The following is a 14,421-nucleotide window of genomic DNA, read 5'->3' as shown; positions in this document are numbered from 1 at the left end:
TTTTGACATGCTGACGATCGCTATTGCCGCCTTTTTTGCTCTCACCTTCATGGGTGCACTTTTGACTATTGGTATGATGTTTCATGCCTATCGGGATAAAATAAAGGCCGTGATAGTTGCTGAATTGGGCGAGACTTCCATGCAGGGTCCTGTGCCTTCGCCGCGATATCATACGCGCGTGAGCAAGCCTTATCCGGCTACCCGTCGCCGCGCTGTTCGGCCCGTTCCTTTGCGCGCTGCCGCTTGACCTTGGCATAGCTGCGGATACTGAACGGGATAAGAACAATATAACCGATGCTGATCGCGCTCAGGGTGATCCAGGGATTGTTGATCAACGCGACACCAAGCAAGGCAAATCCGGCAAGCGCCTCCAGACGGATATTTTTCCGCAGGCGAAGCGAGGACCAGCTAAACGTGGCGGTATTCGAAATCATCAAGAAAGCAATCAGGACGATCCACGGGCCAACCACAAAATAATGCCGGAACAACTCGAGATCGGTGATCACCCACAGATATAGCGGAAGCATGACCAGACCGGCCGCGACCGGTGCCGGAATGCCGGTCAGGAAGCCAGCTGACTTGTGTGGCTGTTCCTCGTCATCAATTTGAGCATTGAAACGAGCAAGACGCAGAGCGCAGCCTACAGCCATGGTCAGCGATATGACCCAGCCAAATTGCGGCATATACTGCAAGGACCAGAAGAACATCACAACAGCGGGCGTCACGCCGAAGGCAATAACATCAGAGAGCGAGTCAAGCTCCGCTCCAAAGCGACTCTGCGCATTCAGCAAACGCGCGATCCGGCCATCAAGCCCGTCCAGAATACCCGCCAGGACAATGGCACCTGCTGCTAACACCCAATTTTCCATAAAGGCAAAGCGGACGCCACTTAACCCCACGCATAAAGCCAGTGCCGTAACCGCATTCGGTGCGAAAGCCCGCAGTGAGATACCGCGCTCTGGTCTTTGGGTGAGCTTCTTGTTTGGCATTAGTTGACAAACAAATCCCGGATCGCAGATATCGAAATCATTGACCAATACCTTCAATTTCTTTCATCGTACCGATCTCAGCGATAACGGTTTCTCCGGCAATCGTCCGCTGACCCAGAACAACATTGGGCGTCGTGCCCTTGGGAAGATAGACATCCACCCTGCTGCCAAAACGGATCAGACCGATACGCTGTCCCACAGCTACGAAATCGCCCTCTTTTACAAAAGACATGATCCGCCGTGCGACGAGACCTGCAATCTGGGTGAAGCCGACTTTCAAACCATCATTGCGTTCAACCATGAAATGCTGACGTTCATTCTCATCACTGGCCTTGTCGAGATCAGCGTTCAGGAATTTGCCGGATATATAGGCCTGCCGTTTCACCGTGCCTTCGATCGGCGTGCGATTGATATGCACATCGAAAACGCTCATGAAGATGGAAACACGAATAAGCTCTTCATCGCCAAGACCGCCTTCTCCTTGCAGCTCCACCGGCGGCACCACCGGCATGATCAAATTGACCAGACCATCGGCCGGCGCGACAATATATTTGTCATCCAGCGGCGTTACCCGTTTGGGATCGCGGAAGAAGGCCAACACCCAGATAGTGACCCCTGCCATTGGCCAGGCCAGTGTCTCCCAAGCAAAAAATGCAAAGACCGCGGTGATCGCTGCCGAAATAAGCGCAAATTTGCGACCTTCGGGGTGGACCGGTGGAAAGGACCATTTGGCTTCGCCAAGGCCTTTATTTGAATATTTTTCTATTGCCATAGACTTTCCTTAGGAGGAGTGTCCTGCTCTGACAATACTCCTGCTGCAGTTTTGCAGGAACAATCGGCATAGTTTTGCACTGGTGATTGAACATGATTAGAACAGATGGTTGAACATATTGCGATCTTTGCTAAGAGATCGTCATCTTAGATTCCTCCCACTGAGTGCTACGATCAACATTGCTTGCAGGAAAGAACTATTTCTATGTCTAAAATTAAGGTCAAAAACCCGGTCGTCGAACTTGATGGCGATGAGATGACACGGATCATCTGGCAATGGATTCGCGAAAAGCTGATAGAACCCTATCTTGATATTGACCTGCATTATTATGATCTCGCCATTCAGGTGCGCGATGATACCAATGATAAAATCACTGTGGACGCGGCCAACGCGATCAACAAACATGGTGTCGGCGTAAAATGTGCAACCATTACCCCCGATGAAGCGCGCGTCGAAGAATTTGACCTGAAGCGCATGTGGAAGTCGCCCAACGGCACGATCCGCAACATTCTGGGCGGTGTTGTGTTCCGCGAACCTATTGTCATCGACAATGTACCGCGTCTGGTTCCAGGCTGGACTGACCCTATTGTGGTTGGCCGTCACGCTTTTGGTGACCAATATCGCGCCACCGACTTCAAAGTTCCCGGCCCCGGCAAACTGCGGCTGATCTTTGAAGGCGATGATGGCACGAATATTGACGAAGAAGTGTTCCAATTCCCCTCCCCTGGCGTTGCCATGGCGATGTATAATCTCGACGATTCCATCCGCGACTTTGCGCGCGCCTCAATGAACTATGGCCTCAATCGCAACTGGCCGGTTTATCTTTCTACCAAGAACACGATCATGAAGGCCTATGACGGGCGTTTCAAAGACCTGTTCGAAGAAATATTTGAAACCGAATTCAAGGACCAGTTTGAAAAAGCCGGCATCCTCTACGAACACCGCTTGATCGATGACATGGTCGCATCCGCGATGAAATGGAGCGGCAAATTCGTCTGGGCTTGTAAAAACTATGATGGCGACGTTCAGTCCGACACCGTTGCGCAGGGCTTTGGTTCCCTTGGCCTCATGACGTCAGTGCTAATGACGCCAACCGGCAACACGGTCGAAGCCGAAGCAGCCCATGGCACAGTCACCCGGCATTATCGCCAGCATCAGGAAGGCAAAGCAACCTCGACCAACCCGATTGCTTCGATCTTCGCCTGGACCCGCGGCCTGATTTATCGCGGCAAGTTCGACGATACGCCGGATGTAACACGTTTTGCTGAAACGCTTGAAAAAGTCTGCATTCAGACCGTTGAAAATGGTGACATGACGAAGGATCTTGCGATTCTTATCGGTCCTGAACAGAGTTGGATGACAACCGAACAGTTTTTTGAAGCAGTACGCTCCAATCTCGAAACGGAAATGGAAAACTGGAAATAACTTCCTTTCCGTTTTGAATTGCTGACAAACGGAATGTTTCGCGTATAGGTGTCCTTATGAGTACACCGCTCGACAATCCGGCTTTTATCGACGCTATCGTCATACTGGGCGCAGCCGGGATTGTTATCCCCGCTTTTGCGCGCTTTCGGATCACGCCGATTATCGGCTTCATTCTGGTCGGGGTATTGCTCGGACCATCAGGTCTGGGCTCATTGTCCGGACAATATGACTGGCTCAGGTTCGTCACGATCAACGATCGAGAGGCGATAGAACCGTTTGCCGAGTTCGGCATTATTTTGCTGCTCTTTTCCATTGGACTTGAGCTGTCCTTCAAACGCCTCTGGTCGATGCGTCGCCTGGTTTTCGGTGTCGGTGCTGCCGAGCTTACCATTTCCGGTTTGATCATTGGCTTTGTTCTGTTTCTTATCGGGCAAAATCCAGCAGGTGCGCTCGGGTTGGGCCTGGCGCTCGCATTATCGTCCACCGCACTCGTACTGCCGATGTCTGGGACGAAAAGCCCGGTCGGACGCGCTGCGCTTGCCATGCTGCTGTTTGAGGATGTGGCCATCGTGCCGATTATCTTCCTGCTCGGTGCCCTTGCCCCCACTTATGCAAGCGGATCTTCCTGGGAAGAGCTCGTTCAAACACTGGTCATTGGCGGCGCTGTGATCATCGGTATGCTGGTGCTCGGGCGCCTGTTGCTGCCGCGCATATTCGCTCAGGCAGCCCGTACGAAAAGTCCTGAACTGTTTCTGTCCGTCAGCTTGCTGGTGATCATCCTCGCCAGCCTCGCCACGGCTGCGACCGGCCTTTCACCCATTGTCGGCGCTTTGCTGGCCGGACTGCTCATCGCCGAGACAGAATATCATGGTGAAGTCGAAGTTATAACGGCGCCCTTCAAAGGATTGGCGCTGGGCGTATTTCTGATCACCGTGGGTATGCAAATTGATATCCGGGTCATCCTCGACAATTGGGCGAGCCTGATCACCGCAGTTGTCGGCGTGGTATTCGTGAAAGCCGTTGTAACGGGTGGTCTGCTGCGGTTTGCCGGCGCGCGACCAGGAACTGCGACAGAGGCAGGCGTCCTGATGGCGAGCCCGTCCGAAACAACCCTGATCGTGTTGGCCGCCGCCGCTCAAGCGCAGCTCATCCAGCCCCAAACAGCGGCATTCTGGCAGATTGTTACAGCCATTGGACTGACCATCACACCGCTATTGGCGCGATTCGGGCATGATATGGCCCGGCGTATCGAACTGCGCGGCGAGAATATTGAAGCCACGGACGATCAAATCATCGATGCGGAAAAGACCATTATCATCGGATTTGGCCGGGTGGGTCGATTGGTTGCGGACATGATGAAAGCACATGACCAGCCTTATCTTGCCATAGAATCGAACATCGATGTCGTGGCCAGTGCGCGGCGCGAGGGATATCCAATCCTGTTTGGCAATGTCGCACGCAATGAAATGCTCGATCGCCTGCGACTTGGCCATGCCAAGGCTTTGGTACTGACGATGGATGAACCGGTGCTATCGGTGCAGGTCGTAAAACGGGTACGTGCCTGGGTTCCGAATTTGCCGATCATCGTTCGCGCGCGCGATACCGATCACGCGGCCGAACTTTATCAGGCTGGGGCAACCAATGCCGTGCCCGAGGCCCTGGAGGGATCGTTACAATTGTCTGAAGCGATATTGGTCGAAAACGGAGTCGCAATGGGGCCCGTCATTGCCTCCATTCACGAAAAGCGGGACCAGATTCGTCATCAGATCAAAAAAGACGGAAATCTTGCCATTGAACCCAAGCTAAAGTCGTCCGCTCTCGAAACCGATGCCGTAGTGGATGCGAAACTCAGTCCGCAAGAATAGCCTTAATCGCGTCTATCGCTTCTGCCGCTTTCGCCCCGTCGGGCCCGCCGCCCTGCGCCATATCCGGACGTCCGCCACCGCCCTTGCCGCCAACCGCGGCAACAGCCGTTTGCACAAGGTCAACAGCATTGTGAGCACCGCTCAGATCATCCGTGACACCGACCGCCACCGTGGCGCGGCCATCATTGACGGCGATCAGAGCGCTGATTCCGCTACCCATCTTCTTTTTCGCCTCGTCGATCAAACCGCGTAGTTCCTTGGGGTTGAGGCCATTAATGACCTGACCGCTAAAGGAAATATTGCCAATAGTTTCGACATCATTGGTGGCACCGCCGCCGCTGCCATCGCCAGCCAGAGCCAATGCCTTTTTCGCATCGGTTAGCTCGCGGTCAAGCTTCTTGCGTTCCTCAACCAAGGCCGCCACGCGATCGACCGCCTCTTCAGGAGAGGCTTTAAGAGCAGCTGCAATGGACTTCAATTTGCGATCGCGATCACCTAGCCAGAGTCTGGCGGCTTCACCAGTCAGAGCTTCAATACGGCGCACGCCGCTCGATACAGCGGATTCAGAGATGATCACCATCAAACCAATATCGCCAAGCGCATTGACATGCGTACCGCCGCACAGTTCGACCGAATAATCGGTGTCATCCTCCATACCCATGGAAAGAACACGCACCTCGTCGCCATATTTCTCACCAAACAGCGCCAGCGCGCCAGCGGCCACCGCATCATCGGGGCTCATCAGGCGTGTCACCACCGCGCTGTTACCCCGAACCTGTGCATTGACATCCGCTTCAACCGCTTTGATCTCGGCATCTGTTAATGCGGAGGGATGGGAGAAATCAAACCGCAGACGATCAGGCGCAACCAGGCTACCTTTCTGGGTTACATGATCCCCGAGATGATCGCGCAGCGCCTTATGCAGCAGATGGGTTGCACTGTGATTGGAGCGTAGTTGCGTCCGCCGTGTTGAATCAACAACAAGATGAACCGTATCGCCAACCGATATAGTGCCATTATCAATGGTGAGATGATGCGCGTGGAGCCGGCCCAACGGTTTGCTGGTATCGGAAATGGACGCAGCAAAGCCGTCCTGCCCCGTGACCGAACCGCTATCACCCATTTGGCCACCACTCTCGCCGTAAAATGGCGTTTGATTGGTCAGCAATATTATCGAATCACCGGATTTGGCCGATTGTATTTCTTCACCATCCTTGACCAGTGCGACCACGACACCGTCACCCGCCTCCGCACTATAGCCGGTAAATTCTGTGCCGCCTTCGCGTTCGGCAATATCGAACCAAACGGCTTCGGAGGCCTGATCGCCAGAACCTTTCCACGCGGCGCGTGCAGCCGCCTTTTGCTCGGCCATCGCAGCGTCAAAACCCTCGCGATCAACGCCGAGCGATTTTGCCCGCAGCGCATCTTCGGTCAGATCATAGGGGAATCCGAATGTGTCGTAGAGTTTGAAGGCCGTAGCACCGGGCAAAACATCCCCGTCACTCATGTCGGCAATCTCGGCGTCAAGCAGCTTCAATCCCTTGTCGAGTGTCCGCCGGAAGTTGGTTTCTTCTCGCAGCAAGGTCTCTTCAATGAGTGGCTTGGCGCGGATCAGTTCGGGAAACGCATTGCCCATCTCACCAGTCAATGCACCAACCATACGGTGCATCAGGGGATCTTGCGCCCCCAAGAGATGCGCATGACGCATGGCGCGGCGCATGATCCGCCGAAGCACGTAGCCGCGACCTTCATTGGCTGGCAAAACGCCATCGGCGACCAGGAACGAGGATGCCCGCAGATGGTCGGCGATAACGCGATGGCTCGCCTGATTGTCGCCGGTTGTTTCGGTCCCGGTCAAAGAACCCGATTGCGCGATCAGTGCCTTGAACAGGTCAATTTCATAATTGTCATGCGTGCCCTGCATCACCGCAGCGATACGTTCCAGCCCCATGCCGGTATCTATCGATGGCTTTGGCAGATCGATGCGGTTGCCGTCCGCATGCTGCTCATATTGCATGAACACAAGATTCCAGATTTCAACGAAACGATCGCCATCTTCATCCGGACTGCCGGGAGGGCCGCCAAAGATATGATCGCCATGATCGTAGAATATTTCGCTACAAGGACCGCACGGGCCGGTATCCCCCATTGACCAGAAATTGTCATTGGTCGCGATGCGAATGATGCGTTCTTCCGGCAGACCGGAAATCTTCCGCCAGAGATCAAACGCCTCGTCATCCGTATGATATACGGTCACCGTCAAGCGATCAGCGGATATTTCCCAAGTTTTGGTGATCAGTTCCCAGGCATGAAGAATTGCCTGTTCCTTGAAATAGTCACCAAAGGAAAAGTTACCAAGCATTTCGAAGAACGTATGGTGCCGAGCCGTATAGCCGACATTGTCCAAATCATTATGCTTTCCACCGGCGCGAACGCATTTCTGGCTGGATGTCGCCGTCGGAAATTTGCTCTTTTCGGCGCCCGTGAAGATATTCTTGAACGGAACCATGCCCGCGTTGATGAACATCAACGTCGGATCATTGTGCGGAATCAGCGGTGATGAAGGGACAATTTCATGTCCCTGGCCCGCAAAATATTCAAGAAAAGAGCGTCTTATGTCATTGGTCGTAATCATGGATTCGACTTAGGCGAGGCTTGGCCGGTTTACAATCCCGTCAATCGCGTGATGGTCAGATTCCAGAGCATTGTCACGCATAGGCATAGGGACCGCCCTTTTCGAGAGCAGTTTGATATTGCGGTCGGTCATGAATACGCTTCAGCCATGCCTGCAAATTGGGGAACCGATCATCTAGACCGGCCCGCGCCTGACTGGCTTCGAGCGGAAAGCTCATCATCACATCGGCTGCGGTGAGTTCGCTGCCAGCAAAATAGGGCCGAAAGGCGAGTTCGGTTTCCAGCCAGGCGAGCAATTCTTCAACCATGCCCATAACCGGCTTTTTGGCTGGCCAGCCCAATATTCCCAAGCGATTGACGATCAATGTGCCAAACAAGGGCGGCATCATCGATCCTTCGGCAAAGTGCAGATATTGCGTATAGAGCTGCGCGCCGGTCCTGTCTTCTGGCGCGCCCAGTGTTCCACCCGCCTTGCGAACCAGATATTCCACAATCGCTGCAGTCTCGATTATCACTTGCCCGTCATCCTCGATCATCGGCGACTTGCCGAGGGGATGAACGGCTTTCAGACTGTCTGGTGCCCGCTGGGTTTTGGGATGCCGTTCATAGCGCTTGATCTCATATGGCAGCGCCAGTTCTTCGAGAAGCCAGAGTATCCGCTGTGATCGGCTATTTTCGAGATGATGGACGATAATAGTCATAATACCCCTCATTATATGTCCGGAATTTCGTTGGTCGGATTTTTAAACAAGTCCAAAGTTCACACAAATCACACACACAAGATCGGAGAAATAGGCGCAACTGGTTGCATCAACTTTTGACAGGAAATCGCGGAATAGCAAATAAAAGGGCCGTCCTCAATGTCGGGGGACAGAAGGACGGCCCGGATGCCTAAATCCGCCTCGGGGGAAACGGACCGGCAAAGTTGAAACTAGACTGTAATGGCTTTCCGACGCGCTCATCCTTCGACAGGCTCAGGACGAGCGCATCCTGAAAATTATGCCTCTTCTCCATCACTGACGTCGGTATCGCTGCTGGTACCCACTGGGCCGGTCATCATTTCCTCGGCAATTTCTTCTTCGTTGCCACGAATTTGTTTTTCCAGCTTCGCCATCATTTCCGGATTTTCGAGCAAGTAGCGTTTTGAATTTTCGCGCCCCTGACCAATGCGGACAGAATCATAGGAGAACCAAGCACCGGATTTTTCGACCACGCCTGCCTTGACGCCAAGATCGATAATCTCGCCGACTTTGGAAATGCCCTGCCCGTACATGATGTCAAATTCGACCTGCTTGAACGGCGGAGCGACCTTGTTTTTGACCACTTTCACACGAGTCGAGTTACCGACAATATCGTCCCGTTCCTTGATCTGACCGGTACGACGAATGTCGAGACGGACCGATGCATAGAATTTCAGCGCATTGCCGCCTGATGTGGTTTCAGGATTGCCGTACATCACGCCAATTTTCATCCGCACCTGATTGATGAAGATCACCATACATTTGGAACGACTGATGGAGCCGGTCAGCTTGCGGAGCGCCTGGCTCATCAAACGGGCCTGAAGTCCCACATGGGTATCGCCCATCTCGCCCTCAATTTCAGCGCGCGGAACCAAAGCTGCAACCGAATCAACCACCAGAACATCAATGGCGTTGGAGCGCACCAACGTATCGGTAATCTCGAGCGCTTGCTCGCCGGTATCGGGCTGGGATATAATGAGTTCGTCAATATCTACGCCCAACGCATTGGCATAGACCGGATCAAGCGCGTGCTCGGCATCGACAAATGCTGCCGTACCACCGGCTTTTTGAGCCTCAGCGATGACATGCAGTGCCAAAGTGGTTTTACCCGAGCTTTCCGGACCATAAATTTCGACGACACGACCTTTTGGCAATCCCCCGATGCCAAGTGCGATATCCAGTCCCAAAGAACCGGTAGAGATCGATTCTACTTCCATCGCCTTGCGCGAGCCCAGCTTCATGGCCGAGCCTTTACCGAAGGCGCGATCAATTTGCGCCAACGCGGCGTCGAGCGCCTTTTGTCTGTCTGATGAGTTCAATTGATTATCCGATTCTACGACTTTTAAATTGCCGGCCATTTGCCTGTCCCCTTCGCTAAATGCTTGTACACTATCAATCAATGATGGATATGATGTACCGCATTTGTTCTACTAGAACAAGAGTGGAACAGAATTTTTTTCAGATTACATAAAATGTATATATTACAATGTCATAGGAGCGATATCACTTGCTATTTAGCATGTTCGGCCAAAATTTCTCCAACCGCCTCGGCAATTTGCGCGACGGAAAATGGCTTGGGCAGGAATGCCACATTGTCGAGATCGATGGATTTGCGCAATTGCTCCTCGGCATAGCCGGACATGAAGAGGATCGGCATATCGGGATATTGCTCCCGCACCTGCTTCGCCATGGCGGGGCCATCCATATTGGGCATAACGACATCCGACACGATCATGTCGAAAATTTCCTCGCTTTCGGCCAGTGCGTCGAGATGCTGCAGCCCTTCTTCGCCATCGCTGGCTGTAACCACCGTATAGCCTTGCCGGGACAGCGCCCGCTCGGCAACGGCACGGACCATATCTTCATCTTCGACCAGCAAGATATGGCCGCTGCCCCAAAGCTCTTTCTTGGCGATGGCCTTGAGCGGCTCGGATGCCTGCGCACTCTCCTGATCCGACATTTGATGAACCGGAAAATAGATTGAGAAGGTCGCACCCTCTCCTGGCTTGGAATCGGCAAAGATATAGCCACCGGATTGCTTGACGATACCATATACCGTGGAGAGGCCTAGGCCCGTGCCCTTGCCCACCTCCTTGGTCGTGAAGAAGGGTTCGAAGATCTTGCCGATTAATTCAGGCGGGATGCCCTTGCCACTGTCGGTGACAAACAATCCGGTATAGTCGCCAACCGGCAGGATATCACTCTTCAGAGCCCGCACATCGGAAGCTGCGACCGCTTTCGTGGTAATGGAAATCTTGCCGCCGCTGGTGCCACCGGACTTAATCGCATCACGCGCATTGACGCCAAGATTGATGATCACCTGCTCCAATTGCCCTGGATCGGCGCGGACCAGCCCCAGATTGCGGCCATGTTTCACTTCCAGCTCGATACTGTCATCAAGCAAGCGCTTGAGCAAATTGGACACATCCGCAACCACATCGGGCAGCTGCAAAATCTGAGGCCGCAACGTCTGCTGGCGCGAGAAGGCGAGCAGTTGCCGGGTTAGCCCCGCAGCTCGGTTGCTGTTATTTTTGACCTGCTGGATATCATCATAGTCGCTATCACCCGGGGCGTGCCGCAGCAGCATCAGGTCGCAATGGCCGATAATCGCGGTCAGAATATTGTTGAAATCATGCGCAACACCACCGGCAAGTTGTCCCACCGCCTGCATCTTGGTTGCCTGCGCCACCTGGCTTTTCAGCTTTGTCTCCTCGCTATTGTCCTTGATCGACAATAGCACCGCGGCATCGCCCAGCCCGCGAATCCCGGCAATACCTAACGCAACAGGTTCGTCCCCTCCGGCACGCAGGCGCACGGCCATATCTCCGGACATGGATGGGCCGCTGGCATAGCGACGCACGGCATCGGCAACGGCAGATTTGTCGTCGCGGATCATCAGATCGCCGGGATAAAGCGGCATTTCGCCCTCTTGTACGCCAGCCACCCTGCCAAACGCATTGTTGAAAAAAAGAAAACGACCGTCACGATCCGTAAGCGCCAGGCCAAGCGGCAGCAACGAAAGCATTGATTCCACCTGCTCGAGGGCTTTGCCACGTTCCACCATGCCGCCATCATCATCGATCAGCAGGATCAGTGCCGGCCCTTTTGTTTGATCACGATCGAGCGGGACATGAAACAGCCGTACCGGCGTTCCATGACGCCCATCGCGTTCGAAAAAGATCGTACCCTTATCGTCAGAACGCATGAAATTGATGAAATTACGGCCAGATATGTTGGCATCTTCGCGGCCAGTCGCTCTCAACGCAAAACCCTGGTTGGATCCCCTGATCCGTCCCTCGCTGCCGATAACCGCAGCCAGCACTCCGGCTTCGGAGAGCGCGCGGCCGGTGGCACCCCCGACCATACGGATCGTGTCTTCCAATATATCGCTGCGCAGCTCTGGTTTGAATTGCCAAAGCAGATACTCATCGCCTTGCCCTGCCCGAATGACCTTTGCATTATATAGAGCGACACCGCGCTTCAAACCCTCGGCATAGCCGCGGCCATCGCGCCAGGCATTGCGCCCCGCGGTTGAAAGCAATTCATTTCCGCCATCCTGCAAAGGCAATTGCGGCGGAACCGCCGGACCATTGAACCATTTGGTGTATAATTCGTTGGTGCAGACAAGACGCCCTGCGCGGTCAGTAATAGCCAGCCCCATTTCCGATTGGTCGGCTACCAGCCGGGTGACCGCCCAATCCGCGATGGCCGCTGATTCTTCATCCAGAACGCCGCTTTGCGGCCGCAGGAAATAGACAATCGCGGCGGTCGTGGCAGCAAGCGCCAGAAAAGCGACAATCAGCGTGACATTCTGCACCTGCCAATAAAGCAGCCCCAAAGACGCGGCTACCGCGACAAACAGGATAATCGCACGCAGGCGAAAATCATTGTTCGTCTGTTGCGTACTCTGGTTCAATAAACCAATATTGTCTCGCGCTTCACTTGCCATCAATATTTCTGTCTAGGCCGAGTTTCTCAATCCGTCTTTTCCACTTTCGGGCAGTCCACCAGCGCCAGCCAAAAGTACTAACAACATAGCCGATCCCGCCGAATATCAATCCAAGTAACACAAAGCCAAAAAAAGTCACTCCGACTTCCCGAACAGCCCATGCCACCCATTCACCCAGGCCATTTATCTGCCCATTACCAGAACCACCGCTGGCAATGCCATCCATTCGCAAGACAAATCGGCCCAGCTGGTTCGCCACCGCCAACCAGAACGGATAGGTGAACGGATTGGTTATGAATGTCGTGACGGCCGCGATCGGGACGTTCGCGCGGATCGGCAAAGCCAGGAACAGCGCGACAAATGTCTGGCCACCCAATGGGACGATAAAGCCGGTGATCAGGCCCAGCGCAACACCGCGTGGTACCGACCGCCGGGTGAATCGCCAAAGATCCGAACGCAGAAAACGGTGCGCAATCGGTTTGAGATAGCGGTTATTGGCCATCCCGGCGCGCGTCGGCATTTTTTCTTCGAACCAGCGATAAAACCGCATGATCGTCCGGGCTGCCCAGTCCTTATTTGGTGTATTGGGATCAGCCATGTTCGCGCAACAATCGTCCCTGCTGACGCTTCCAGTCACGATCCTTTTCGGTCGCGCGCTTGTCCGGGGCCTTTTTACCCTTGGCCAAAGCCAGTTCAATCTTCGCCCTGCCCTTGCTGTTAAAATAGATCGACAGTGGCACTATGGTCATGCCCTTGCGCATAACAGCGCCATAGAATTTGTTTATCTGTCTGCGATTGAGCAGCAATTTGCGGGGGCGTTTGGGTTCGTGATTATGACGGTTGCCGTGGCTCCATTCGGGGATATTGGCGTTGATCAGCCAGACCTCGTCATCCTTTACCTCGGCATAGCTTTCAGCGATCGTTCCCGAACCGAAACGCAGCGATTTAACTTCGGTCCCGGTCAGCATGATGCCCGCTTCAAACTTCTCATCAAGATGATAGTCATAGCGCGCCCGCCGGTTCTCGGCGACGACCTTTTGCTTGTCGAATTCGAGGGGACGGGGTTTAGCCATCAGATCAAGCCTGCTCCCTCCAGCGCTGCATCCACCGCTTTGCGAGCGGCATCCGAAGGCGGTGTCATCGGCAGACGCAAATCGGTTGGAAATCCTTCGACGACCCGCGACAAAGCATATTTCACCGGGCCCGGCGACGCGTCGGAGAACATCGCCTTATGAAGCGGATAAAGCTTGTCGTTCAATTCGCGCGCCTTTTCATAGTCGCCGGCTGCGCACGCTGCCTGAAATTCGGCACATAGCTTCGGCGCGACATTGGCGGTTACCGAGATACATCCGGCGCCACCCGATGCGTTAAAGGCGAGAGACAGTTCATCGACACCCGACAAGAGGCAGAAATCATCATCGCAGGCAAGCCGGTGATCGGTAACCCGGTCAATTTCACCGCTGGCATCCTTGATGGCGATGATTCTCGGCAATTTTGCCAGAGCAGCCACCGTCTCAGGCAATATATCGGTCACCGTCCGCGCAGGCACATTATATAGCACGAGCGGCAAGTCATTTTTCGTCGTCAGCGTCTCAAAATGCGCATAAATGCCTTCCTGATTGGGCCGGTTATAATAAGGTGCGACAACCAATCCGGCCGCTGCACCGCATTTTTTGGAAAAATTCAAATGGAGCAAAGCGTTCGTAGTATCATTGGAACCGCAGCCGGCAATCACAGGCACGCGTCCGGCGGCCTGTTCGATGCAGACTTCGATGACGCGATGATGTTCGGCATTGGATAGAGTCGACGACTCTCCCGTGGTTCCGCAGGGCACCAGACCGCTGCTGCCCTGTTCAATCTGCCAGTCTACCAAAGCCCGAAATTCCCCTTCCGCAAACGATCCGTCGCGAAAGGGAGTCACCAGGGCCGGAATTGAGCCGGAAAACATGGAAATACTCCTTTAAATTTGGCTAAGAAATTGCCAAGGCTTACTCAAGCTTAACAATGATATAGTTCTTCGTTCAGCGCCTGATAAGGAGCCTACCCC

The 14,421-nt window shown here is 54.0% G+C and carries 11 protein-coding genes; 2 read left to right on the top strand and 9 right to left on the bottom strand.

What is annotated here, in order from left to right; all coding sequences use genetic code 11:
* Positions 1-197: 197 nt before the first annotated feature.
* Together ACO6S1_RS13780 and ACO6S1_RS13775 are read right to left on the bottom strand one after the other, a co-directional pair.
* Positions 198-989 (bottom strand): CDP-alcohol phosphatidyltransferase family protein, encoded by a 792-nt coding sequence (locus ACO6S1_RS13780; protein ID WP_422343209.1) that lies wholly within the window; start codon positions 987-989, stop codon positions 198-200.
* Positions 990-1,026: 37 nt separating this feature from the next.
* A complete protein-coding gene (locus ACO6S1_RS13775; RefSeq protein ID WP_422343208.1) occupies positions 1,027-1,761 on the bottom strand; it encodes a phosphatidylserine decarboxylase in 735 nt (244 codons plus the stop codon).
* A gap of 204 nt (positions 1,762-1,965) precedes the next feature.
* Here ACO6S1_RS13775 and ACO6S1_RS13770 point away from each other — a divergent pair, with 204 nt between their 5' ends.
* Both ACO6S1_RS13770 and ACO6S1_RS13765 read left to right on the top strand, forming a co-directional pair.
* The gene (locus ACO6S1_RS13770; protein ID WP_422343207.1) at positions 1,966-3,186 is read left to right on the top strand and encodes an NADP-dependent isocitrate dehydrogenase; all 1,221 of its coding nucleotides are present in this window, start codon (positions 1,966-1,968) and stop codon (positions 3,184-3,186) included.
* Between the two features lie 56 nt (positions 3,187-3,242).
* On the top strand, positions 3,243-5,051 hold the full coding sequence (locus tag ACO6S1_RS13765) for a cation:proton antiporter (RefSeq protein ID WP_422343206.1): 1,809 nt from the start codon (positions 3,243-3,245) through the stop codon (positions 5,049-5,051).
* On the opposite strand, the gene alaS is transcribed toward ACO6S1_RS13765, so the two are convergent.
* From alaS to dapA, 7 genes are all read right to left on the bottom strand, one after another.
* Complete coding sequence (gene alaS, locus ACO6S1_RS13760; RefSeq protein ID WP_422343205.1) at positions 5,035-7,686, bottom strand: alanine--tRNA ligase; 2,652 nt, start codon at positions 7,684-7,686, stop codon at positions 5,035-5,037. The two genes, ACO6S1_RS13765 and alaS, sit on opposite strands and share 17 nt — an antisense overlap.
* A gap of 73 nt (positions 7,687-7,759) precedes the next feature.
* Positions 7,760-8,386, bottom strand: coding sequence for a glutathione S-transferase family protein (locus tag ACO6S1_RS13755; protein WP_422343204.1), 627 nt, complete (start codon positions 8,384-8,386; stop codon positions 7,760-7,762).
* 296 nt (positions 8,387-8,682) lie between these two features.
* Positions 8,683-9,783 carry a recombinase RecA gene (gene recA, locus ACO6S1_RS13750; RefSeq protein WP_422343203.1) on the bottom strand — a complete coding sequence of 367 codons (1,101 nt, stop codon included), beginning with the start codon at positions 9,781-9,783 and terminating at the stop codon, positions 8,683-8,685.
* A gap of 152 nt (positions 9,784-9,935) precedes the next feature.
* Positions 9,936-12,374: a response regulator gene (locus ACO6S1_RS13745; RefSeq protein ID WP_422343202.1), complete on the bottom strand. Its 2,439-nt coding sequence runs from the start codon at positions 12,372-12,374 to the stop codon at positions 9,936-9,938.
* Entirely contained in the window at positions 12,364-12,972 is a 609-nt protein-coding gene (locus ACO6S1_RS13740; RefSeq protein ID WP_422343201.1) for a DUF2062 domain-containing protein, read from the bottom strand. Before ACO6S1_RS13740 ends, ACO6S1_RS13745 begins: the two co-directional genes overlap by 11 nt.
* A complete protein-coding gene (smpB, locus tag ACO6S1_RS13735; protein WP_422343200.1) occupies positions 12,965-13,447 on the bottom strand; it encodes an SsrA-binding protein SmpB in 483 nt (160 codons plus the stop codon). Before smpB ends, ACO6S1_RS13740 begins: the two co-directional genes overlap by 8 nt.
* The gene (gene dapA, locus ACO6S1_RS13730; RefSeq protein ID WP_422343199.1) at positions 13,447-14,322 is read right to left on the bottom strand and encodes a 4-hydroxy-tetrahydrodipicolinate synthase; all 876 of its coding nucleotides are present in this window, start codon (positions 14,320-14,322) and stop codon (positions 13,447-13,449) included. The genes smpB and dapA overlap by 1 nt, the downstream gene beginning before the upstream one ends.
* Positions 14,323-14,421: the final 99 nt, after the last annotated feature.

It is taken from the genome of Parasphingorhabdus sp., assembly GCF_965233695.1.
Classification (GTDB): Bacteria; Pseudomonadota; Alphaproteobacteria; order Sphingomonadales; family Sphingomonadaceae; genus Parasphingorhabdus.
The sequence above is the reverse complement of the archived record's forward strand: the minus strand, read 5'-3'. Positions and strand labels throughout refer to the sequence as shown.